This is a genomic window from Azospirillum thiophilum, assembly GCF_001305595.1.
Classification (GTDB): domain Bacteria; phylum Pseudomonadota; class Alphaproteobacteria; order Azospirillales; family Azospirillaceae; genus Azospirillum; species Azospirillum thiophilum.
Genome location: NZ_CP012401.1, coordinates 1,634,090 through 1,657,507, shown reverse-complemented (window position 1 = coordinate 1,657,507; position 23,418 = coordinate 1,634,090). Strand labels below are relative to the sequence as shown.

Annotated in this window: 21 protein-coding genes; 13 read left to right on the top strand and 8 right to left on the bottom strand. The window is 68.2% G+C overall.

Going from position 1 to position 23,418, the window contains the following annotated elements:
- Positions 1-147 precede the first annotated feature (147 nt).
- The 7 genes from AL072_RS07655 (at position 148) to AL072_RS07625 (ending at position 9,974) form a co-directional block, all read left to right on the top strand.
- The gene (locus AL072_RS07655; protein WP_045580828.1) at positions 148-549 is read left to right on the top strand and encodes a response regulator transcription factor; all 402 of its coding nucleotides are present in this window, start codon (positions 148-150) and stop codon (positions 547-549) included.
- Positions 546-2,789, top strand: a complete 2,244-nt coding sequence (locus tag AL072_RS07650; RefSeq protein ID WP_045580829.1) for a 3'-5' exonuclease — start codon at positions 546-548, stop codon at positions 2,787-2,789. Before AL072_RS07655 ends, AL072_RS07650 begins: the two co-directional genes overlap by 4 nt.
- Complete coding sequence (locus AL072_RS07645) at positions 2,786-3,040, top strand: hypothetical protein (protein ID WP_045580830.1); 255 nt, start codon at positions 2,786-2,788, stop codon at positions 3,038-3,040. The genes AL072_RS07650 and AL072_RS07645 overlap by 4 nt, the downstream gene beginning before the upstream one ends.
- A 12-nt stretch (positions 3,041-3,052) precedes the next feature.
- Positions 3,053-5,854 (top strand): sensor histidine kinase, encoded by a 2,802-nt coding sequence (locus AL072_RS07640; RefSeq protein ID WP_245636620.1) that lies wholly within the window; start codon positions 3,053-3,055, stop codon positions 5,852-5,854.
- A 268-nt stretch (positions 5,855-6,122) separates the two neighbouring features.
- The gene (locus tag AL072_RS07635) at positions 6,123-7,784 is read left to right on the top strand and encodes an ATP-binding protein (RefSeq protein ID WP_045580831.1); all 1,662 of its coding nucleotides are present in this window, start codon (positions 6,123-6,125) and stop codon (positions 7,782-7,784) included.
- A gap of 73 nt (positions 7,785-7,857) precedes the next feature.
- Positions 7,858-9,582, top strand: coding sequence for a PAS domain-containing sensor histidine kinase (locus AL072_RS07630; RefSeq protein WP_045580832.1), 1,725 nt, complete (start codon positions 7,858-7,860; stop codon positions 9,580-9,582).
- Positions 9,579-9,974: a response regulator gene (locus AL072_RS07625; protein WP_045580833.1), complete on the top strand. Its 396-nt coding sequence runs from the start codon at positions 9,579-9,581 to the stop codon at positions 9,972-9,974. The genes AL072_RS07630 and AL072_RS07625 overlap by 4 nt, the downstream gene beginning before the upstream one ends.
- A gap of 30 nt (positions 9,975-10,004) precedes the next feature.
- Here AL072_RS07625 and moeB read toward each other — a convergent pair whose 3' ends face one another.
- Genes moeB through AL072_RS07605 form a run of 4 tightly spaced genes read right to left on the bottom strand, consistent with a single transcriptional unit; the run spans position 10,005 to position 14,196 of the window.
- Positions 10,005-11,159: a molybdopterin-synthase adenylyltransferase MoeB gene (gene moeB / locus AL072_RS07620; protein WP_045580834.1), complete on the bottom strand. Its 1,155-nt coding sequence runs from the start codon at positions 11,157-11,159 to the stop codon at positions 10,005-10,007.
- A 12-nt stretch (positions 11,160-11,171) separates the two neighbouring features.
- Complete coding sequence (locus AL072_RS07615; protein ID WP_045580835.1) at positions 11,172-11,456, bottom strand: MoaD/ThiS family protein; 285 nt, start codon at positions 11,454-11,456, stop codon at positions 11,172-11,174.
- Positions 11,453-12,865 (bottom strand): TfuA-like protein, encoded by a 1,413-nt coding sequence (locus AL072_RS07610; RefSeq protein WP_045580836.1) that lies wholly within the window; start codon positions 12,863-12,865, stop codon positions 11,453-11,455. The genes AL072_RS07615 and AL072_RS07610 overlap by 4 nt, the downstream gene beginning before the upstream one ends.
- On the bottom strand, positions 12,862-14,196 hold the full coding sequence (locus tag AL072_RS07605; RefSeq protein WP_045580837.1) for a YcaO-like family protein: 1,335 nt from the start codon (positions 14,194-14,196) through the stop codon (positions 12,862-12,864). The genes AL072_RS07610 and AL072_RS07605 overlap by 4 nt, the downstream gene beginning before the upstream one ends.
- A gap of 127 nt (positions 14,197-14,323) precedes the next feature.
- On the opposite strand from AL072_RS07605, the gene AL072_RS07600 reads away from it, so the two are divergent.
- Positions 14,324-15,559 carry a hypothetical protein gene (locus AL072_RS07600; RefSeq protein ID WP_052709909.1) on the top strand — a complete coding sequence of 412 codons (1,236 nt, stop codon included), beginning with the start codon at positions 14,324-14,326 and terminating at the stop codon, positions 15,557-15,559.
- 422 nt (positions 15,560-15,981) lie between these two features.
- Here AL072_RS07600 and AL072_RS07595 read toward each other — a convergent pair whose 3' ends face one another.
- Together AL072_RS07595 and AL072_RS07590 are read right to left on the bottom strand one after the other, a co-directional pair.
- The gene (locus AL072_RS07595) at positions 15,982-16,440 is read right to left on the bottom strand and encodes a hypothetical protein (RefSeq protein ID WP_045580838.1); all 459 of its coding nucleotides are present in this window, start codon (positions 16,438-16,440) and stop codon (positions 15,982-15,984) included.
- Positions 16,441-16,602: 162 nt separating this feature from the next.
- Complete coding sequence (locus AL072_RS07590; protein ID WP_245636619.1) at positions 16,603-17,208, bottom strand: GNAT family N-acetyltransferase; 606 nt, start codon at positions 17,206-17,208, stop codon at positions 16,603-16,605.
- Positions 17,209-17,560: 352 nt separating this feature from the next.
- Here AL072_RS07590 and AL072_RS07585 point away from each other — a divergent pair, with 352 nt between their 5' ends.
- The 4 genes from AL072_RS07585 to glyS all read left to right on the top strand — a co-directional run bounded on the left by AL072_RS07585 (position 17,561) and on the right by glyS (position 21,534).
- Positions 17,561-18,004, top strand: coding sequence for a hypothetical protein (locus AL072_RS07585; RefSeq protein WP_045580839.1), 444 nt, complete (start codon positions 17,561-17,563; stop codon positions 18,002-18,004).
- A gap of 126 nt (positions 18,005-18,130) precedes the next feature.
- A complete protein-coding gene (locus tag AL072_RS07580) occupies positions 18,131-18,415 on the top strand; it encodes a hypothetical protein (RefSeq protein ID WP_045580840.1) in 285 nt (94 codons plus the stop codon).
- 129 nt (positions 18,416-18,544) lie between these two features.
- A complete protein-coding gene (locus tag AL072_RS07575; protein WP_045580841.1) occupies positions 18,545-19,441 on the top strand; it encodes a glycine--tRNA ligase subunit alpha in 897 nt (298 codons plus the stop codon).
- Positions 19,442-19,446: 5 nt separating this feature from the next.
- The gene (gene glyS, locus AL072_RS07570) at positions 19,447-21,534 is read left to right on the top strand and encodes a glycine--tRNA ligase subunit beta (protein ID WP_045580842.1); all 2,088 of its coding nucleotides are present in this window, start codon (positions 19,447-19,449) and stop codon (positions 21,532-21,534) included.
- Positions 21,535-21,742: 208 nt separating this feature from the next.
- On the opposite strand, the gene AL072_RS07565 is transcribed toward glyS, so the two are convergent.
- Positions 21,743-22,381, bottom strand: coding sequence for a chemotaxis protein (locus AL072_RS07565; protein WP_045582411.1), 639 nt, complete (start codon positions 22,379-22,381; stop codon positions 21,743-21,745).
- A gap of 5 nt (positions 22,382-22,386) precedes the next feature.
- Entirely contained in the window at positions 22,387-22,746 is a 360-nt protein-coding gene (locus tag AL072_RS07560) for a response regulator (protein WP_045580843.1), read from the bottom strand.
- Between the two features lie 106 nt (positions 22,747-22,852).
- Here AL072_RS07560 and AL072_RS07555 point away from each other — a divergent pair, with 106 nt between their 5' ends.
- A complete protein-coding gene (locus tag AL072_RS07555; protein WP_045580844.1) occupies positions 22,853-23,341 on the top strand; it encodes a putative toxin-antitoxin system toxin component, PIN family in 489 nt (162 codons plus the stop codon).
- Positions 23,342-23,418: the final 77 nt, after the last annotated feature.

Below are 23,418 nucleotides of genomic sequence, written 5' to 3'. Positions count from 1 at the left end.
GAGCCGGGTGGCCGGCTTGATCCTTCCTTCTCTTTGCTTGTACCATCGACAGTCAAGGACGCGAACGCATCGATACGGCCGCAATCATCGGCGCGAACGCAATTCAAGCGAGCCGGCACAAGACCGGCAACCGGAGGACGCCCAGCCATGAAGCCGACCATCCTGGTCGTCGACGACGAACCCAGCATCCTCCTGTCGCTCCAGGTCCTCATGCAGCGCGCCGGGTTCGACGTGCGCATCGCCCATGACGGGGACGAGGCGCTGAGTTCGGTCGCGGCCTTCACCCCCGACCTGATCCTGCTCGACGCCATGATGCCGAAGCGCGACGGCTTCGACGTCTGCCAGACGCTGCGGACCAATCCGGCCTGGAAATCGCTGCCGATCATCATGCTGACCGCGCGCAGCCGCGACGTCGAACGGCAGAAGGGTCTGGCGCTGGGCGCCACCGACTATATCACCAAGCCATTCTCCACCCGCGACCTGCTGGCCACCGTCCGCCGCCACCTGGGCATACCGGCGACGGCCGGCACCGTGGAGCCCAGCCGATGACCATCCCGGCCCTGGAAAGCGCAGCAGGTCCAGACGCCGACGGTAAGCCCGGAACCGCTCCCCGCCCCCGGCGCATGGTGCAGCCCGCCTTCCTCGCCGCCGGCCTCGGGCTGGTGGGGCTGGCGGCCGGGATGGCGGCGGCGGTCCGCGGATCGGACGCGGCGGACCCGCTGCTGACCTATGCGGTGGTGATGGCGGCGGCCTGCGCCGCCACGGTCTGGGGGCTGTGGCTGACGGTCGACCGCCGTCTGCTGCGCGCCGCGGAGACGCTGAGCCGCGAAGCCGGACTGATCGCCCATGGCAATGCGGAGGGGGCGGTCGGCGGCCGGGTGCCGCTGGCCCGCTACGGCGACCTCGTGCCGATGGCCCGCGCGGTCAACGACCTGTCGGACAAGCTGGCCCAGGTCCGCCGGGACATCGCCCACACCGTCGCCGAATCGACCGCCACGGCGGAGGAGCAGAAGACGCGGCTGGCCGCGGTGCTGCGCGACCTGCATGAAGGCGTGCTGGTCTGCAACACCCGACACCAGATCCTGCTCTACAACCAGACCGCGCTCGACATCCTGCACCTGACCGGGGATCTGGGTCTTGGCCGCTCGCTGCTGCATTTCGTGGTGGCGGAGCCGGTGACCCACACGCTGGAACGGCTGAGCCTGCGGGTGCGCGAGGGGCGGCACCTGTCCCACGAGCATGGCACCACCGCCCAGTTCGTCGGCGCCACCACCGATGGCCGCATCCTGCTGGAAGGCCGCATGAGCGCCATCCTGCAGGAGCCGGAAGCGGAACCGGACGGGCCGCCGGCCTTCGGGAGCCCGATCATCACGGGCTATGTCCTGACCCTGTCCGACGCGACCAGCGAACTGGCGGCGCTCGGCCAGCGCGACGCCCTGCTGCGCGAGGCGACGGAGGGATTCCGCGCGCCCATCGCCAACCTGCGCGCCGCGGTGGAGACGCTGTACGACACCCCCGACCTCGGCCCCGGCGAGCGTGCCGCCTTCGAAAGCGCCATGCTGGAATCCTGCGACAGCCTGTCCCAGCGGCTGGAACGGGTGACCGCCTCCTACCGCAACGTCGTCACCGGCAGCTGGCCGATGAGCGACATCCACTCCAACAACCTGATCACCCTGGTCGCCCATCGCGCCGGTGCCGACCAGCCGGCCGGCCACCCGCTGGCGGTGACGCTGACCGGCCTGCCGCAATGGGTCCATGGCGACAGCCACAGCCTGGTTCTGCTGTTCGCCCAGCTGATCGGCCGGGTGCATGGGCTGACCGGCGCCACCGCCTTCGATCTGGAGGCGGCCGGGCCGCAGGACGGCGACCGCTGGGTCTATCTCGATCTCGTGTGGGAAGGGGCGGCGGTGCCCAGCGCCACGCTGGACGGCTGGCTGGAGCAGGCCCTGCCGGGCGGCCTCGGCGGCCTGAGCGCCGGGGACGTGCTGCAGCACCATCGCAGCACCGCCTGGAGCGAGCCGCTGCCCATGGTGGACGGGACGCCCCGCGCCCGGCTGCGGGTGCCGCTGCCGCCGGCCCAGTCGCCACGCTCCGCCCATCCGCGCCCGCGTGCCGGCGCGCGTCCGGAATTCTTCGATTTCGGCCTGCTGCACCAGCCGCTGGCGACCAGCGAACTGGGCCGTACGCCGCTCGACCGGCTGCATTACGTGGTGTTCGACACCGAGACCACCGGCCTGTCGCCCAGCACCGGCGACGAGATCATCCAGATCGCCGCGGTGCGCGTCGTCGGCGGGCGCATCCTGACCGGCGAGACCTTCAACATGCTGGTCGATCCGAAACGGCCGATCCCGCCCGAATCGATCCCCTTCCACGGCATCGGCGACGCCATGGTGGCGGGAAAGCCGACCATCGACGCCGTGCTGCCGCAGTTCCGCGGCTTCGTCTCCGGCGCGGTGCTGGTGGCGCACAATGCGGCCTTCGACCTCAAATTCCTGAAGATGAAGGAACGGGCGGCCGGCGTTTCCTTCGATTGCCCGGTGCTGGACACCATGCTGCTGTCGCGCATGCTGCTGGGCAACGACGGCGACCACACGCTGGACGGCATCGCCGAACGGCTGGGCATCGCCGTGGTCGACCGCCATACCGCGCTGGGCGACAGCCTGGTCACAGCGGCAATCTTCCTGCGCATGATCGAGATGCTGCGCGAGCGCGACGTGCGGACGCTGGACGACGCCATCCGCGGCGCCAACATCCTGGTCGAGCTCGCCGCACGGGAACGCGCCTTTTGAGCGCGCCGCAACAGGCGGCGCGGCCGAACCCGCGGCCGGACCCGGGCGCGGAAGCGACGCCTGACGCCGGCCGGCGCCGCGACCGTCTTGTCGGGTTGTTCCTGCTCGCCGCGGCGCTCTTCAACCCGCCGCTGCTCGGCCTGTTCGGGGTGGAGGGCAGGCTGCTGGGGGTGCCGGCGTTCCATGCCTGGGTGTTCGGCGTCTGGGCGGCGGTGATCGCGCTGGCCGCGCTGGCCGGCCGGGCGCATTAGGGAAGAGCGCGGATGGGCAGCGGCTTGGGCGTCGGCATGGGCTGGGCCACCGTCCTGATCGCCGCCCTGGCCTATCTGTCGGTCCTGTTCGCCATCGCCCATTGGGCCGACCGCCGCGCGGCGGCCGGGCGCAGCGTCATCGCGTCGCCCACCATCTTCGCCCTGTCGCTGGCGGTCTACTGCACCACCTGGACCTTCTACGGCTCGGTCGGGCGGGCGGCGACGCTGGGCATCGGCTTCCTGCCGGTCTATCTCGGCCCCACCCTGCTGATGCTGCTGGCGCCGCTGGTGCTCCGCAAGATCCTGCGCATCGCCAAGGCGCAGCGCATCACCTCGATCGCCGATTTCCTGGCCAGCCGCTACGGCCACAGCCCGTTGCTCGGCGGGCTGGTGGCGCTGACAGCCACTGTCGGCGTCACCCCCTACATCGCGCTGCAATTGAAGGCGGTCGCCGTCAGCTTCGATGTGCTGACCGGCGGCGGGCTGGGCACCGCCCCGCCCTTCCTCGATTCCGGCTTCCTCATCGCGGCGGCGATGGCCCTGTTCGCCATCGTCTTCGGCGCCCGCCAGATCGACGCGGCGGAGCACCATCCCGGCATGGTGGCGGCCATCGCGCTGGAATCGCTGGTAAAGCTGGTCGCCTTCCTGGCGGTCGGGCTGTTCGTGGTCTGGGGACTGCACGGCGGGTTGGGAGCGTTGTTCGACGCCGCGGCATCCCGCCCCGACATCGCCCGCCTGCTGGGCAGCGAGGCCGCGCTGGGCGGAGCGGGAGGGGCATGGGTCACCACGACCATCCTGTCGGCGGCGGCGATGCTGTGCCTGCCGCGCCAGTTCCAGGTGATGGTGATCGAATCGGTGGACGAGCGGCACCTGGAGCGTGCCGTCTGGCTGTTCCCGCTCTATCTGCTGCTGATCAACCTGTTCGTGCTGCCGGTCGCCCTGTCGGGGCTGCTCACCTTCGGCGGAGGGGTCGACCCCGACCTGTTCGTCGTCGCCCTGCCCTTGCATGGCGGGGCGCAATGGCTGGCCCTGCTGGCCTTCCTCGGCGGCCTGTCGGCGGCGGCCGGGATGATCGTGGTCGAGTCGGTGGCGCTCTCCACCATGCTGTGCAACGATCTCGTGATGCCGGTGCTGCTGCGCACCCGGCCCAAGGCGCTGGCGCGGTCCGCCGATCTGGCGCCGCTGCTGCTGGCTGTCCGCCGCGCCGCCATCCTGGCGATCCTGCTGTTCGGCTACGGCTATTTCCGGCTGGCTGGTTCGGCTTATGCGCTGGTATCGATCGGGCTGATCTCCTTCGCCGCGGTGGCGCAGTTCGCCCCGGCGCTGATCGGCGGGCTCTATTGGCGGGGCGCGACTCGGCGCGGTGCCATCGGCGGGGTGTCCGCCGGCACCCTGGTCTGGGCCTACACGCTGCTGCTGCCCAGCTTCGCGCGGTCGGGCTGGCTGCCCGCTTCCTTCATCGCCGACGGGCCGTGGGGACTGACGGCACTGCGCCCCTATGCCCTGCTCGGCCTGGAAGGCTGGGACCCGCTGGCCCATGCCCTGTTCTGGAGCGCGCTGGCCAACATCGGCACCTATGTCGCCCTGTCGCTGTTCGACCGGCCGGGCGCGGCGGAGCGGGCGCAGGCCGTCGCCTTCGTCGACGTCTTCGAGTCGTCTGGGTCCACCAGCATCCCGGCAGCGCCGGAGGACTGGCGCAGCGAGGCTAGCGTCGGCGATCTCACCCGCGTGGTCGCCCGTTTCCTCGGCCTCCAGCGCGCCGAACAGGCCTTCGTCGGCGCCGCCCCGGAGGAGCCTGCGGGGCCCGAGCGGCTGCGGCTGGCCGAGCGGCTGCTGGCCGGCGCCATCGGCGGGGCGTCGGCGCGGGTGGCGCTCGCCTCCTCCGTCTCCGCCGGGGCGGTGGAGGCGGCGGAGCTGCTGCGCATGCTGGACGAGACCAGCGACGTCATCGCCCACAGCCGCCAGCTGGAACTGAAGACCGTGGAACTGGAACGCGCCACCGACGCACTGCGCGCCGCCAACGAGCGGCTGACCGAGCTGGACCGGCTGAAAGACGATTTCCTGTCCACCGTGACCCACGAGCTGCGCACACCACTGACCTCGATCCGCGCATTGAGCGAAATCCTGCACGACGATCCCGGTCTCGACTCCGGCCAGAGGCAGGAATTCCTGGCCGTCATCATCAAGGAGAGCGAGCGGCTGACCCGGTTGATCAACCAGGTGCTGGACATGGCGAAGATCGAAGCCGGGCTGCTCGACTGGCGGATCGGGTCCATCGATCCCGCCCAGGCGCTGACCCAGGCCGTGGCCGCGACGGAGGCGCTGTTCCTGGAACGCGGCATCGCCCTGTCGGTCGACATCCCCGGCCACCTCCAGCTGGTGCGCGGCGACGAGGACCGGGTGATCCAGGTCGCGGTCAACCTGCTGTCCAACGCCGCCAAATTCACGCCACCCGGCGGCAGGGTCCGGCTGCAGGCCCGACCGGAGGGCGGCCGGCTGCGGGTGACGGTGACCGACAGCGGCCCCGGCGTGGCGCCGAAGGACCGCAAGCTGGTGTTCGACCGCTTCCGCCAGGCCGGTGACAGGCTGAGCGGAAAGCCGGCCGGCACCGGGCTTGGACTGGCCATCGCCAAGCGCATCGTCGAGCATCTGGGCGGCGACATCGGGGTGGATGACGCCCCGGGGGGGGCGGATGCCGGCTCGGGCGAGAGCGGTACGGACAAGAGCGATTCGATCGGCGCCGCCTTCTGGTTCACGCTGCCGCTCGCCGGTTCCGCACCGGATGGATCGACGGCGCGCGATTCCACCGAATGATCACATACGGTTTCCGCACAAGCGGCCCACCGCACTGCAATCCCATGTTATCCTGCTCGTTGTCCGTGCGTGACATCGAATGGGAGCACCCGTTTTGCGATCCATCCCGACCTCGCTGCCACAGTGCCGCACAACCGATGGGGCGCCCCATGCCACGGTGCTTCCCGTCGGCGCGATCCACGCTTATGGTGGGGCGCCCGGCTCCGGCTGTTGCGGAATGCCGGCGGGGTTGCCCGCCGGGCGGGCGGGTTGGCGGTAGGAAGGCGGGATGGGCAAGATACTGGTTGTCGACGACGAGCGGGACGTCGAAACGCTGATCATGCAGCGCTTCCGTCGCGCCGTCCGCGCCGGCGAGCTGGAGTTCCTGTTCGCCCATGACGGGCAGGAGGCGTTGGAGACTCTGCGCACCCAGCCCGATATCGACATGGTGCTGAGCGACATCAACATGCCCGGCATGGACGGGTTGACCCTCCTCGACCACCTGCCGCGGGTGAACGCCGATATCCGCGCGGTCATGGTCTCGGCCTATGGCGACCTGGGCAACGTGCGCGCAGCGATGAACCGTGGCGCCTTCGACTTCATCATCAAGCCCATCGACTTCTCCGACCTGGAAGCCACCATCCACAAGACGCTGGAGGCGAGCCGCGCCGTGCGACGGCTGCGCGACGCGCTGCAGGAAACCCGGACGGCGGAAGCGGCGTCGCGCGCCCAGGCCGCCCGCCTGCGCCGGGTGCTGGACGGCAGCCCGATCGGCGTGTCGATCATCACCGAGACCGGCGAGCTGCTGTATTGCAACCAGCGCTGCATCGAACTGTTCGGCGTGCCTTCGGAGGCGATGCATCAGCACTGCGCACCTGCGTTGTTCCGCCATGTCGGCGAACGGCTGCCGGAAATCGCCCCGTCCTCCGACGAGATCCATTACCTGCGCGAGGACGGGCGCACGGTGTGGATGGCAATGTCCGTCGACCGGACCAGCTACGAGAACCAGCCCGTCTTCATCGTCTGGCTCTACGACATCACCGAACGCAAGGAGCAGGCCGAGGCGCTGCGGACCGCCAAGGATTCGGCCGAACAGGCCCTGGCCGATCTGGAGCGCATGCAGTCCGACCTGATCCGGGCGGAGAAGATGGCGGTCATCGCCCAGCTGATCGCCGCGGTCGCGCATGAGATCAACACACCCGTCGGCATCGCCCTGACCGCCGCCACCCATTTGCAGACGGCGTCGGATGCGATCATCATGACCTTCAAGGGCGGACAGCTGCGCAAGAGCGACTTCCAGGAGTATGTCGGCACCGCCAGCGAAGTGTCGACCCTGCTGGTCGCCAACATCGAACGCGCCGCCGCGCTGATCCAGAGCCTGAAGCTGGTGACGGAGGGCAAGGCCAGCTCCCCGCGCAGCCGATTCGACCTGCGCGACTACCTGTCCGACATCGTGCTGGCGGTGCAGGTGCAGCCGGCGGCCTCCGGCCATCGGCTGGCGCTGGATTGCCCGGACGGGCTGGCACTGGACACCTATCCCGGCGCGCTGACCGAAGTGCTTCTCGCCCTGCTGACCAATGCCTTCGCCCACGCCTTCGAGGCGGAGCCGGTCGCAGCCGTCGTCGCAGCCGGCGTGAACGGGGATGAAGGCGAGATGCCGGGCGGTGGACGGGGGCGACCGGCCGGCCGGGTCACCGTGTCGGTCCGTATGCTGGGCGAAGAGCGGGTCGAGCTGCGCATCGCCGACAATGGCCGCGGCATTCCGGCGGACATCCAGCCGCGGCTGTTCCAGCCCTTCACCACAACGCGGCGCGGTGCCGGCAGCATGGGGCTGGGCCTGTATGCCGTGTTCAACCTGGTGACCGGCAAGCTGGGCGGCGAGATCGACATCGACAGCTCGGTCGGGCGCGGGACCACTGTGATCCTGCGGCTGCCTCTGGACGCCCCCTGACTTCATCCCTCATCCGCCCGCCTGACCTGACCGACCGCCCACCCGACAGGACGATCCACAGGGACGATCATATATGGACGACAAGACCGAGCTGTTCCGCGCCCTGCCACCGCTGTCATCCTACTCTTCGCCGGGCGAGGCCCTGTCGGCGGCGGCCGACCGGGCGAGGCTTTACCATGACCAGCTGGTCGCCGCGATGCCGGGCGTGATCGTCCACCGCGACGGCATCATCCTCCATTGCAGCAACACACTGGCCCGCCTGCTGGGTTATGAGTCGGTGGAACAGGTGCTGGCCTTGCCCGACATCATGGAGCTGGTGCCGGAGGACGCCCGGCTGGCGGAACGCAACGCCTATGCCCGCTGCCTGCAAGGGCCGATCCAGTCGCAAGCGCGCCGCATCAAGCGACACCGTGCCGACACCAGCGTGCAATGGTTCGACCAGTTGCTGGAGCCGGTGGATTGGGGTGGCGCGCCCGCCGTGATGGAGATGCTGACCCAGATGCGCCCGCAGGCCGCCAACGCCGAGGTACCGCACCAGGGGCAGCTGTTGCAGGCAGCGATCGACGCCATGCCCAACGGCGTGCTGATGCTGGACCGCGGCCTGCGGCTGGAAGGGGCCAACAGCGAATATTTCCGGCTGTGGGATTACCCCCCCGGCATGTTCCCGCCCGGTACGCCGGTCGCCGAAACCCTCTATTACAACCACCAGCGCGGCGATTACGGCGACGTCCCCTGCGAGGAGACGGTGGCGGAGCTGTGTACCCGTTTCCTGGTGAAGGGGGTCATCAATTCCGAACGCCAGGTTCCCTCCAACGGCCGCATCCTGGACATCCGCACCGCTCCGCGCGCCGACGGCGGCTATGTCATCACCCACCACGACATCACCGACCGCAAGCGCATCGAGGACGAACTGCGCCAAGCCAAGGAACGCGCCGAAGCGATCCTGAAGGAGCTGCGCGACACCCAGCAACAGCTGATCGTTCAGGAGAAGATGGCGTCGCTCGGCCAGTTGACCGCCGGAATTGCCCATGAGCTGAAGAACCCGCTGAACTTCGTCAACAACTTCGCCGAGCTGTCAGGCGAATTGCTGGACGAGCTGTTGGAATTGCTGGGACCGCTCGATGGCCATCTCGACGAGGCCACCCGCGCCGACGTCGACGAACTGGTCGACAGCCTGCAAAGCAACCTGCGCAAGATCGCGGACCATGGCAGGCGCGCCGACAACATCGTCAAGAGCATGCTGGCCCATTCGCGCGGCGGCGGCGGCGAATGGCAGGCCACCGACCTCAATGCGCTGGTCGAAGAGGCGCTGGCTCTGTCCTACCATGCGGTGCGCGCCCAGGACCGCGCTTTCAACGCCACCTTGGAGCACCGCTTCGACCCGAAGGTGGGCGACGTCAAACTGGTTCCTCAGGACATGTCGCGCGTCCTGGTGAACCTGTTCACCAACAGCTTCTACGCCGTGCGCAAACGCCAGCTGGCCTCAGGCGACCCCGGCTATGAACCGCGGCTCACAGTCACAACTGAAGCGAGCATTTCCGAAGTATCGATCAGAATTCACGACAATGGCGTCGGCATGCCGCCTGCGGTGGTCGACAAACTATTCACCCCATTCTTCACGACGAAGCCCACCGGCGAGGGAACGGGCTTAGGCCTTTCGCTGAGCTATGACATCGTGGTACATCAACACAGGGGCCGATTCGACGTATCCAGCGTCGAAAACGAGCATGCCGAGTTCACGATCACGCTGCCACGCACGGTGACGGCAATGTCGCTAGGGGAGCGCCGCAAGACATGACCCTGGGAATCCTCGTCGTCGACGACGAACCGGATATCGAGGATCTCTTCCGCCAGCGTTTCCGCGCCGAGTTGCGCCGTGGTGAACTCGTGCTTCATTTCGCCGCGTCGGCGGAGAAAGCCCTTGAAAGCCTGAACACTGGGCTACAACCGGAGGCTGTTCTTGTCCTTAGCGACATAAACATGCCGGGCATGAGCGGCCTTGATCTTCTGCAATGCCTGCGTGCAAAAGTGCCGCATGTTCCGGTCATCATGGTCACCGCCTACGGTGACACGGAAAACCGCCGGCGCGCACTGGACATCGGTGCGGCCGAACTGGTGACCAAGCCGGTCGATTTTGTCGCCCTGAAGAAACTCGTGCACAGCGTCATCGAACAAAAGAGCGCCGCCTGACACGAGGCGGCGCCCTTCCGCTTTCCTCTGTCAGACACCGCATACCGCCGCGATATCGCTCAGTTCCGGCCGCGCACCATGCGAACAGGACGGACAGTCGGGATCGACCGGCACCGCGATCTCGTTGAACTCGCCGCGCAGTCCGTCATAGAGCAGCAGACGGCCAGCCAGAGGTTCGCCCAACCCCAACAGCAGCTTGATCGTCTCGGCCGCCATGATGGTACCGATCACGCCGGGCAGAACGCCCAATACGCCAGCCTCGGCGCAGGACGGGGCATATTCGGCCGGCGGCGGTTCCGGAAACAGGCAACGGTAGCACGGACGCACGCCCGCGGCGCCGCCGAACACCGACACCTGTCCTTCGAACCGGAAGATGGCGCCGTAGACGTTGGGCACGCCCAGCCGCAGGCAGGCGTCGTTGACCAGATAGCGCGTCGGCAGATTGTCGGACCCGTCGACCACCACGTCGTGACCGGCCAAAAGGTCGAGCACGTTGGCGGCCTCCAACCGCGTGTCGTGGCTCACCACTTCGATGGTCGGGTTGAGGTCGAGCAGGGCGGCGCGCCCGCTCTCGACCTTGCGCTGTCCCAGCCGGCTTTCGGCATGCAGGATCTGGCGCTGGAGGTTGCTGCGCTCGACCCGGTCGTCGTCGATCAGGGTCAGATGCCCCACCCCGGCGGCGGCCAGATACAGCGCGATGGGCGAGCCGAGCCCGCCCGCACCGATCAGGGCGACACGGCTACGCAGCAGCCTGTGCTGACCTACCTCTCCCACCTCGGGCATGGTCAGGTGGCGGCGGTAGCGCTCACGCTGGGCGGCATCGAGTTGCGGCGGCACCTCCACCGGCAGGCCCGCCGCCTTCCAGGCGGAGAAGCCGCCGGCCACCGACCGCACGTCGCCATAGCCCAGCCGCAGCAGATCCTCGGCCGCGAACAGCGACCGGGTGCCGCCGGCGCACATCAGCAGCAGGGTGCGTGCCGGATCGGACGCCTTGTCCTCGATCCGCAATTCCAGGAAACCGCGCGGCAGGCGCAGCGCCCCGACGGGAGTGCCGGTCACCGTCTCCTCGTCCTCACGGACATCGACCAGCAGAGCACCGCCACGCTGCAGAGCGAGCGCGTCGGCCGCGGTGACTTCCGGAATGCGGGCGCGCAGCTCGGACAGACGACGGTCCTTCAGGCTCATCACGCGAACTCCTCAACCGCCCGCCAGGGCGACCATCAGGGTCAGGGTGGCACCGGCCGGCAGCGCCGCCTCCAATCCACCCAGCCGTCGCACGTCATCGCGGCCGAGATAGACGTTCACGAAGCGGCGCAGATCGCCTTCCGCGGTGAACAAGCGGTCTCTGAACGCCTCCTGCCCGGCGGTCAAAGCCGCCAGGGCTTCGCGCACCGTGGTACCGGGAACCGTCACCTGATCGCTGCCGCCGACGAAGCCGCGCAGCGGAGTCGGCACGCGGATGATCACTTCTGCGTTGGTCACGTCTGCATCTCCTCTTCCGGCACGGGTTCCGCCGGCGCCGGGTCGGACGCCAGCGCCGCTTCCGCCTCCCCCGCCAACTGGCGGAACAGGTCTCGCACCTGCTTGGCCCGCATCAGGTCGATGCGCAAGTCGAGCAGATCCTTGAAGCCATATTCATACGCCCATACGTCGGCCGCCGCATCCATCCGGCAAGCGGTGCTGCCGAGATGGTCGGCGATCAGTTCCTCCACCGAGTTCGTCGGCTGACGGCTGGCGTCGGCGAAATGCAGCTCCATCACGCGTTCGATCAGCGCCGCCTCTTCGGCGGTCGACTCGTAGAGGCCGCGCAGACGCAACTCGTTCAGCACCGGCTTGGTCGTGCGCGCCAGGAACCGGCGGGGGATCAACCACAGCCGCATCGCCCGTTCGATGGCCAGTTCGGTCATCAATTCGGAGAACTCGGCGTCGGTCAGGTCGTTGCGGCGGCACCAGTCGGCCAGCGCCCCGGCCCCGCCGAGCCCGCGCATCGCGCAAAAGCGTTGCGTCTCGGTCCGCACCGCCGTCTCGTCCACCGAGACCCCCATCACCTCCGCGAACTGGCGGATCAGCAGCCGGCCGAGCGCGGCGTTGTTGATCTCCGCGAAGTCCGGCCGGTGCAGGGCAGCGTGGGTGGCGATCTCGGACAGCGGCACAGTGTTGCCGCCATGACAGACACGGCGGTCGCGCTCGTACAACACATCGAAGTAATGGGACGCATTGAAGTCGAAGGGGGCCAGCCGCGGCGGCGTGATGAGGCTGGCGAGATGGCCTAGCAGAGCCTCTGCATCGCGACGCTTCTGGTCGACCGAGCCGGTTTCCAGGAAACGCTCCAGCCGCTCCGTCTCCTCCGCAGTCAATCCGGCTTCGGCGAAGACGCGGTCCCGGGTCCGCTCGGTGAAGTAGAGGGCCTTGGCCGCGGCGATCACGCGGTCGTGCACGGCCTTGTCCACCACCCCGGCGGCCAGCGTGGCGGCCATGCTGGCGCGCAGATTCACCAGCGGCTCGGAGAGCGGAAAGTAGCCGTCCTCCGGGCCGGCATGGGCCAGCGCCACCTCGTCGTCGCCGGTCAGCCGGCCGTCGACATAGCCGCGCGCCACCTCGCCCACAGGCACCATGCCGAAGGGATGGCACTCGGCCGCCCGCAGCGCCCCCATGCTGGAGGCGCCGTAGACCGCCACCCCCTTGTGCAGGGCGAACAGGATTTCCTTGTGCCACACCGACAGCGACTGGCCGAACACCCCATCGATCAGGGCGATCACGTCGGGCCGATGGATGGTCATGGCGCTGATGATATCGGCCTGCGCAGCCGGCGCCAGATAGACCGCGCCCGGCAGGATTGCGCGGGCATCCTCCGCCGGCATGGTCGGACCCAGGAACACACAGATCTTCATGCGACCGACCCCATCTGGCCCGGATGCGCCTGCGGCGCGTGAGAGGCATGCGCCTGCAGCGCCTCGGTAAAGGCCAGCGGCCGGGCCCCCGGAGTGTAGAAGTCGAACTGGTACCCCTCCAGCCCCGGCACGAGCAGCCGCACCACCGGAATGCCGATTTCCGGGAGGGTCAGGTCGAAGACCAGCGCCTGTTCGATCCCGGCACGGCGCAGCACGGTCAGCAGGACCGTGATGTCACCCTCGAAGCTCGGGGTGGCGTGGTTGACATGGCGGCGGCCGTCGATGGTGATCGGCGTCGCTTCCAACGCCGCGATTTCCGCGTTGCCGTCGGCGTTCTGGTTACGGATCAGGTCGCGGCGGAAAAAATCGTCGCGCGATCCGGCGATCAGCACGAGACGCGACTGCACCGCTTCGGTCAAGGCGCGGCACATGGCGACGGCCGGTTCCAGGTGGCTGCCGTACCCGCGGTTCATGCCGGTCTTGCGCATCTCGCGGTCATAGACGATCGCCATGTAGCTGGGCACGCCGAGGTCGGTGGTCACGTCGAACAGCAGCGGACGGATGCCGGCCAGCTCGAACCGGTGCAGCAGGTCGCGCACGGTGGGCGCGTCGACACTGTCCAGGTCGACCCGCGGCGTCGGCCAGCGCAGCTTGTCGCCGGCATAGCGCCAGCAAGCGACGGAATCGCGCTCGATCACCTCGTAGAGGCCGGAGGCGACGGCTTCCAGGATGTGGTTGCCGCTGGCCAGCCCGTTGGTACCCATGGCGTAGAAGCTGCGCGCGCCCGGCTTGGTACCCGGCGGCATGCTGTGCAGCCCGACCGCCGTCCAGGGGGCGGCAACCGGACGCCCGCCCATCAGATCCCAGCCCCAGGTCCAGATCTCCGGACGGTCGGGGCGGAAAGAGCCGTGCTTGGTTCCCGCCAGCCGGTCCACCGGGATGCGCCCATCGGCAGGCAGGTCGTTCCAGGTCGCCTCGATATGAGGCAGCCGCAGATGTTCGGCGTGATGGAACTCGATCGCCTCCATTGCGGCAGAAACGGTGGCCGCTGCCAGGCTGAAGCCCTTGCCGGCGCTGCCGGACAGGGTCGGGCTGTTGGGGCGGTGCCCAATGACCGTATGGATGCCCAGACGGTCGAGCCCGGTCACGTCGGCCAGCCGCGTGATGCCGCAACTGGCGAAATGGGGCGAGATGCGGGCCAGGGTTTCTTCCGGCGTTGCCGTGCGGTGCGTACCGATGAAGAAGCGCTTGGCGGCGCGGTGGACGGTGTCGCCCAGGCGGATGCCGGGAAACTCCGGATAGACGGTTTCGGGAGATGCGCTGTCAGCCATGGGATGGGTCAGGACTCGCTGCTCCGGCCGGTTCGGGTGGGGTGGTCGCTGTGCTGCAAGGCAGGGGGCGGGGCCGGCCCTCTCTCGAAAGAGAAAAGATCGGCCCCAACCCGATCAAGCCTCGGCCGTGGGATCGTCGCTCGGCGCTGCCGGAGCAGGCGATGCGGATGCCGAAGCCGCGGGGGCGGCGGGGGTCGCCGACGCCGACTGGGCAGCAGCGGACGTCGCAGAGGCAGACGTCGCGGACATCCCCGAAGCCGACTGTGCGGACGCCGAGAAGGCAGACGCCGAGAAGGCCGGGTTCGGGACCGCGGACGCCGACTGCGCCGCAGCAGAGAAGGCCGACGCCGGAGCGGCAACCGCCGAGAAGGCAGGCGCCGGAACCGCGGACACCGACTGCGCCGCAGCCGAGAAGGCCGACGCCGGAGCCGCAACCGCAGAGAAGGCAGGCGCCGGAACCGCGGACGCCGACTGCGCCGCAGCCGAGAAGGCCGACGCCGGAGCCGCAACCGCAGAGAAGGCAGGCGCCGGAACCGCGGACGCCGACTGCGCCGCAGCCGAGAAGGCCGATGCCGGAGCCGCAACCGCAGAGAAGGCAGGCGCCGGAACCGCGGACGCCGACTGCGCCGCAGCCGAGAAGGCCGACGCCGGAGCCGCAACCGCAGAGAAGGCAGGCGCCGGAACCGCGGACGCCGACTGCGCCGCAGCCGAGAAGGCCGACGCCGGAGCCGCAACCGCAGAGAAGGCAGGCGCCGGAACCGCGGATGCCGACTGCGCCGCAGCCGAGAAGGCCGACGCCGGAGCCGCAACCGCAGAGAAGGCAGGCGCCGGAACCGCGGACGCCGACTGCGCCGCAGCCGAGAAGGCCGACGCCGGAGCCGCAACCGCAGAGAAGGCAGGCGCCGGAGCCGCAACCGCAGAGAAGGCAGGCGCCGGAACCGCGGACGCCGACTGCGCCGCAGCCGAGAAGGCCGACGCCGGAGCCGCAACCGCAGAGAAGGCAGGCGCCGGAACCGCGGACGCCGACTGCGCCGCAGCCGAGGTCGCCGATGCGGATTGCGCCGATGCGGAGAAGGCCGGTGCCGGGACCGCCGAAGCCGACTGCGCCGCAGCCGAAGTAGCAGAGGCCGACTGCGCCGCAGCCGACTGGGCGGAAGCCGAGAAGCCGGGTGCCGGGAACGCCGAAGCGGACGCGGACGCCGAGAAGGCCGATGCCGACTGGGCGGAGGCGGAGCTGGCAGAAGCAGACGTTGCGGAAGCGGAGGTGGCAGACGCGGACTGTGCCGAAGCCGAGGTCGCGGAGGCCGAGGCGGCGGTTGCGATCGACTCGACAGCGAGGCCACTGTCCAGTCCGCCTTCCTGACTGGTCAGGTGCTTGAAGGCGTCCGCGGCAGCGGCGCGAACATGCTCGGCGCTGACACCGCCGAACCCACCCTGGGCCAGCAGCGCCTGCTTGCCCGAAATATCGAGTGCGTTCAATTGATTACGGAATTCGCCGTCGGTAGCAAGACGCTTAATGAGGGCGAGTGCCTGTTCGTTGGCCATTTAAGGGCCCCTCCTGCAATCGGTCTGCCATTAGGATTGCTGCGAATGGGAAGCAACAGCTAAACCAATAGCATACGCAATCCGTAAAATTTCTAGTGAAAATGCACAAGAAAGTGCGATTGCCATCGAAATTTAATGCTGCGTCACGGCAACAAGATTATGGAAAAACCCGGTGCATGGCCCGGTTGCCGTTGGCCGCTGGAGCCATGCACCGCCGTCGACAGGCGAACGTGACCGGCTTCAGGCAGGGACTACGTCAGCCGACGCCTTGGCACCCAAAACGGCGCCGAAAGCAGGAGCACTGAAAGCAGGAGCCGCAAAGGCCGGGGCGGCAAAGGCCGGGGCGCTGAAACCAGCCGACGCGATGGCCGGCACGCTGATGGCCGCAGTAGCAGCCGGCCCGCTGATGCCTGCAGTGTCGGCCGGACCACTGATCCCCGCGGTGTCGGCCGGGCCGCTGATCCCTGCCACGGACATGGCCGCAATGCCGGTCACGGCTTGGTCGGCCCGAACCGCGGCAAGCGGATGCTGCATGGCCGGCGGCACAGCCTTACGGACGTCGTCGGCTGCGAGATCCGCAAATCCTTCGGTTGCCAGAAGGGCACGCTTACCTTGGGAACCCTCGCTGTTCAAACGTTTGCGGAATTCGCCGTCGGTGGCGAGACGCTTTATCAAGTCGAATGCAGTCGTCAGTGCCATGACCACTCCCGTTTCTGAAGGGCCGAACCGATCCGGCCGATAGGAGAAGGTTATCCGGTAACACTCACCCACTCAATCGCAAACACTCCTTATGCGGGATTTTTTGCATTGATGAACCATTTTCCGTACGCTCAATCCCAGACCCATGCCAGCAAGAAGATGTCAGAACCTGCCGACACCCGCTTTGAGACGCCGCGCACGCCACTCATCGCGCGTCTGGTGCCAGACATCCGCCTCCGGCGGATTCACCGGCTCGGGCAGCAGAGTGGTGCCACGCATTTCCGCCCCCAACTTGCGCGCAACAGCCTGCGAGGCGATGTTGCGGGGGTGGATGGTGTGGATGACCTCGGTCCAGCCGAGACGATCGAACACCCAGTCGATGGCGGCTGTCGCGCTTTCCACCGCATAGCCTTGGCCCCAGCAGTCGCGCATGACCGCCCAGCCGACTTCCGGCCCAGGCCAGCCTTCAGGCACCCAGGGACCGACGCGACCGACCCAGCGTCCGGTTTCCCTCTCGATGACCGAGAACATGGCGAAGCCCTGGATCGACCAGGCGCCGGCCATGGACAGGAACCCACGCCAGGCGATCGGGCGCGATTGCAGGCCGCCAATGAATTCGGTGGCTTCCGGATCTGCCATCATCGCCGCCCAGGCGTCGAAGTCCTCCGCCCGGGTGGGACGCAGGATCAGCCGAGCCGTCTCCAACACAGGTTCATCCGTGAAGGCCATCATCGCCCTGCCCCAACCATCGCCAAGAAGCGCAACCATCAGCGCGAACACCCTCCTACCATACGGCCCGAATGACGCGTCCGGACAATCGCTTCACAACCGAAGGAACAAGGCGGAACCGCCTTCGTCAACGGTCGCAAGAAATATCATTCACAAGCACCGGACCCGCGTCCAGCGCGAACTGTCGGCACTGCCGCTGCCCCATCCGCAACAACCGAATGCCCCAAATCCGAATTCACGCGTCCGGATCCCTGGCCCGATCCGGAAAACCTGCCTAGGCATTCTGGGCTAGGGCAACCACGCTCCCGCATCCCCATATGATTGGGTGATGCCCTGCCGCAACCTGCGGACGGGCGGGCAAAAAGAACAGAGACAAGAACGGAGCACGACGATGTTGCGGTTTCGGATGGCGATCCTGGCCCTGGCGGCGGTGAGCGGTGCGGCGATGGCGGGTTGGAGCGGCGGGGCCGCGGCCCAGTCCAAGCTGGATTCCTCGGGTCAGCCGGTTTGGGACGAAAGCCATAACCAGCGACCGACTGCGGTCAGCGACCGCGCCCTGCCTGCCGGCGTGGTGACGCTGCGCACGGCGACCTCGGCCCCTGGGATCCTCGGCGTCTATGCCCGCAACGGCCTGCCCTTCGACATCGTGCTGACGCGGGTCGACGCCACCCAGTGCATGAACATCGCGCCGGAGGATTGCGGCCTGCTCGGCACCGACGTCCGCGTCGCCACCGGGGCGGAGGTGCTGGTGCGCAGCCTGCGCCAGGCCGACATGACCCGGACCTACGGCATCACCCCGGTCTACAGCTGGCGCCCGGCCGTCGCCGCCAAGTGAGCGGTGCCGAATGACGGACGGGGCCGCCCGCCCGGCGGCGCGGCGGCCCCGTCCGTCTCTTCCCTATTCCCTTGACTTCCCGTCGGCCGCGGGCTGAATGCCCAAAGACCAGACGGGTTGCCGGCGATGATATCCTTGTCCAAGATCCTCCTTTTGGCGCTGGTGATCGGCGTCGTATGGTTCGGTTGGCGCTGGGTCAACCGCATCCAGGCAATCGGCCGCGCCCGCTCCGCCCCCCGCCGGCAGGATGGGCGCCGCGACGCTGCCGCCGGCCCCGCCGCGCGCGACGCAAGGCCCCACCCCGCCGCCATGGAGGCGGAGGACATGGAGAAATGCCCGGAATGCGGCGCCTATGTCGCACCCCGCTCCGCCGTGTCCTGCGGCCGGCCCTCATGCCCCTACGGCCGCTGACGTCCCGGCCGGCTCCCTTTTTCCCGGCCCGACGGCCCTGACCGCGCCGTTGCCGCGCTGCGGCTTGATTTGACGGTTGCGCCCGCCTATCGTGCGGCGCGTTTCAACACTTCTCATTGTGGACCGTCCATGGCCTCCCAGATCGGGACTTCCGACGGCGGAAACTCCGCCGACCGCCGCGGCCTGTCGTTCCAGGCCCTGATCCTCAAGCTCCACCAGTTCTGGTCGGAGCAGGGTTGCGTCATCCTGCAGCCCTACGACATGGAGGTCGGCGCCGGCACCTTCCATCCGGCGACCACGCTGCGTGCGCTCGGTCCCGATCCCTGGAAGGCCGCCTATGTCCAGCCGTCGCGCCGGCCCAAGGACGGCCGTTATGGCGAGAACCCGAACCGGCTTCAGCATTATTACCAGTATCAGGTGATCATGAAGCCGTCGCCGGCCAACCCGCAGGAACTGTATCTGGACAGCCTGCGTGCCATCGGCATCGATCCGGCGCTGCACGACATCCGCTTCGTCGAGGATGATTGGGAAAGCCCGACGCTGGGCGCCTGGGGTCTCGGCTGGGAAGTGTGGTGCGACGGCATGGAGGTGACGCAGTACACCTATTTCCAGCAGGTCGGCGGCATCGAATGCGATCCGGTCGCGGTCGAGCTGACCTATGGGCTGGAGCGGCTGGCCATGTATGTGCAGGGCGTGGAGAATGTCTACGACCTGGACTTCAACGGCCAGGGGGTGAAGTACGGCGACATCTTCAAGCGCGCCGAGATCGAATACTCGAAGCACAATTTCGAGTTCTCCAACACCGACATGCTGCTCCAGCATTTCAAGGACGCCGAGGCCGAGTGTCAGGCGCTGGTGGCGCAGAACCTTGCGCTGCCCGCCTATGACCAGTGCATCAAGGCGTCGCATCTGTTCAACCTGCTGGACGCCCGCGGCGTGATCAGCGTCGTCGAGCGCGCCGCCTATATCGGCCGCGTGCGCGCGCTGGCCAAGGCCTGCTGCGAAGCCTGGACGGGGGCGAAGTGAATCCCATGACCGAACTTCTGATCGAATTCTTCTCCGAAGAGATCCCCGCCCGCATGCAGGCGCGGGCCGCCGACGACCTCAAGCGCCTCGTCACCGACAAGCTGGCAGCCAACGGCCTGGCCTTCACCAGGGCCGAAGCGCACTCCACCCCGCGCCGTCTGGCCCTGGTGGTCGACGGGCTGGCCGAACGCACCGCCGACGTGCGCGAGGAGAAGAAGGGTCCGCGCCTCGGCTCGCCCGAGCAGGCGGTCGCCGGCTTCCTGAAGTCGGCCGGTCTCGACAGCCTCGACCAGTGCGAGCAGCGCGACACCGGCAAGGGCGTGTTCTATTTCGCGGTGACCGAGAAGAAGGGCCGCGAGACCGCCGACGTGCTGGCGGAGATCATCCCCGCCGCCATGGCCGAACTGCCCTGGCCGAAATCGATGCGCTGGGGCACCGGCACCGTGCGCTGGGTCCGTCCGCTGCACTCGATCATCGCCCTGTTCGGCGGGCGCGTGCTCGACGGCGGCTATGAGATCGGCGGCACCCAGGGCCGCATCGCCTTTGGAAACAGCACCCGCGGCCACCGTTTCCTTGCGCCTGACGCTTTCACAGTCGAGAGCTTCGCCGATTATCGGGAAAAGTTGCTGGCCGCCAAGGTCGTGCTCGACCGCGAGGAGCGCAAGGCCAGGATCAAGGCCGATGCCGAGGCGCTGGCCGCCTCCCAGGGCCTGACCCTGTCGCCCGACGACGCGCTGCTGGAGGAGGTCGCCGGCCTCGTCGAATGGCCCGTCGTGCTGATGGGCAGCATCGACGAGAGCTTCATGGACGTGCCGTCGGAGGTCCTCATCACCTCCATGCGCACGCACCAGAAATATTTCGCCGTGCTGGATGCGGCCGGCAGGATGGCCCCGCGCTTCATCGTCGTCGCCAACACCGAGACGGTGGACGGCGGCAAGGCCGTGGTCGCCGGCAACGAGCGCGTGCTGCGCGCCCGCCTGTCCGATGCCAAGTTCTTCTGGGACCAGGATCGCAAGACCAAGCTGGAAGCCCGCGTCCCGGCGCTGGAGAAGATCACCTTCCATGCCAAGCTGGGCACGGTGGCCGAGAAGGTCACCCGCGTTCAACTGCTGGCCGCCGAGATCGCCCGCGCGATCGGTGCGGACAGCGACGCCGCCAGCCGCGCCGCCCTGCTGTGCAAGGCCGATCTGGTGACCGAGGTGGTCGGCGAGTTCCCCGAGGTGCAGGGGATCATGGGCCGCTACTACGCGCTCGGCCAGGGCGAGAGCGCCGAAGTCGCCAATGCGATCGCCGACCATTACAAGCCGCTTGGCCCGTCCGACAGTTGCCCGACCGCGCCGGTGGCGGTGGCGGTGGCGCTGGCCGACAAGATCGACACGCTGGTCGGCTTCTTCGCCATCGACGAGAAGCCGACGGGCTCGAAGGATCCCTACGCGCTGCGCCGTGCCGCGCTGGGCGTGATCCGACTGGTGCTGGAGAACGGGCTGCGGGTGAAGCTGGCGGAGGTGTTCGCTGCGGCGCACAGCGCCTACAAGGTCAGCGGCTTCGCCCCCGCCGGCAGTGTCGGCGGCGACCTGATGTCCTTCTTCGCCGACCGCCTCAAGGTGGTGCTGCGTGAGCAGGGCGTGCGCCACGATCTGGTGGATGCGGTGTTCGCGCTCGGCGGCGAGGACGATCTGGTGCGGCTGCTCGCCCGCGTGAAGGCTCTGCAGGCCTTCGTCGGCTCCGAGGAGGGCGCCAACCTGCTGGCGGCCTACAAGCGCGCCTCCAACATCGTCCGCATCGAGGAGAAGAAGGACGGCCGCAGCTATGAAGGTCAGATTGACATTTCTCAGCTTGTCACTGCCGAAGAGCAGGCTCTTTATAGTTCGTTGGGAGAAGTTGACGACATTGCAGAACCGTATATTGCTAAAGAAGACTTCGCCGGCACCATGGCAGCTCTGGCGAAGCTGCGCGGCCCGGTGGACGCCTTCTTCGACAAGGTGACGGTGAACGCCGAGGATAAGGAGTTGCGCGCCAACCGCCTGCGCCTGCTGACGCAGATCCGCAGGACGCTGAACGCGGTCGCAGAGTTCTCGAAGATCGAGGGGTGAGTGCGGGGGGCATCAGCCCCCTCAAGCCGACGGCCCCCTCCCCATCCCTCCCCCGCCTTCGGCGGTGGAGGGGGCGGGACGCTTGTCCGCGTTACTGAAATGCCAAAGCGGCGGCAGTCCCCTCTCCCGCGATCGGACCGGCCTTCGGCCGGCCGAGGGCGGGGGAGGGTTAGGGAGGGGGCAAAAGACGCGCCCCCGACCTTACCGCTCACAGCCCCGCCAAGGCCCGCCGGATCGCCATCCGGAAGGCGTCCATCGAGGCGATGTCGAGCAGGAACAGCGTATGTCCGCGGGCGTCGCCGGCAGCCAGCGCCATGTCGATGCGCACGAACAGCACCGGGTCGGTGGCCGAGCCGATGACCGCCTCCGGCGCACCGGAGCCATAGCCGGGAACCGCGCCCGACAACTCGCCACCGATCAGGTTCGACAGACTGGCGAGGCAGCCGTTCAGGATGATGTTGCCGATCTCGGTCAGCGCATCCTGCTCCATCTCGCCCGGGGCCTCGGCATCCGGATCGACCGGTATCAGCCGGCCGACCAGGGCCAGCGTGCCACGTTCGGGAAAGATCAGCATCGCTTCGCCGGTGAAGGGGCCGGTGAAGGCGCCACGCACCGCGCAGACGGGCGAGCCGTCCTCCAGGTCGCCGCCGACCTCCCGGGTGATGCGAGCGCGGGTCGACACGGCGAAGGACGGCACCGACAGATGCACCTCCTCCCCCAGCATGGAGCTGAGGGCGGCCGCCGGCTCGCCCATGCCGATGTTGAACAGCTCGGCGATGGCATCGGCCTCGTCGGCGTCGAAGCGCAGCGGATCCGCGGATGCCGGAACCGATGGCGACTCGTCCATCGCCATCACTGCCCGGCCGCGGCGAGGAAGTCGCGGATCTTGTCCGAGGTGATCGGCTTGGCGATGAAGCGGATGCCCAAAGCCTCCGCCTTGCGCCGCAGCGCATCCTGGACATTGGCGGTCAGCAGCCCGATGGGCAGGCCGGTGAACCGCTCCTTCAGCCGTTCGGCGAGAACCAGCCCGTCCATGCCCGGCATGTTGTAGTCGACGATGGCGGCGACCGGCGGCGCCTCGCCGACGATCTCCAGAGCCTCCTCGCCGCTCGCCGCGGTGACGATGGTCCAGTCCGGCCGCAGAGAGGCGATGACGCTGGAGACCATGTTGCGCGCCAGTCTGCTGTCGTCCACGACGAGGATGCTGGTCATACGGTTACTTCCGCCATAAAGAGTCACGTTTATACCTGTTGGTTTCTTACCGCAAAGCGCCCCTTGTCACAACAGAGGCCCACGACATGTCCGGTATCTTCGATCGATGCGGCCTGCCGACATGGTGATGCTCACCCACGAAACGTCTCCACCGGTCCCGGTCCGCGCCGTGCTCGACACCAACATCCTGGTCGCCTACGCCCTGTTGGACAGCGGCGCGGGACGCAGTCAGGGCGGACGGTACGGCGCGATCCGCCAGTGCGTCGAGCGGGTGCGCGGCGACCGCGGGCTGGTCGGCAGCGCCGAGACGCTGGCCGAGTTGGCCGAAGTGCTGATGCGTCCCACCTTCGACCGCTACGCCGCGACCGCGGACCGGCGCCGGTTCCTGGATGCCGTCGCGGCGGAGACGGTTCTGGTCGCTCCGGCCACGGTCGGACGCCTGTGCCGCGATCCCGAGGACGACATGTTCCTGGCTGCCGCCATCGGCGGAGCCGTGCCCTGGCTCGTGACGGTCGACCGCCAGCTCCTGTCGGTGCGTAAGGCCGGCGAGACCCGCGTGCTGCGGCCCGAACGCTTCCTGAACGCCGTGGCCTGAGCCGATGCCCGCCAGATTCTCCTAGACAAACCAGATGCGGTTTCTAGAATGAAAAGGGAACACATCGCAAACTGCGA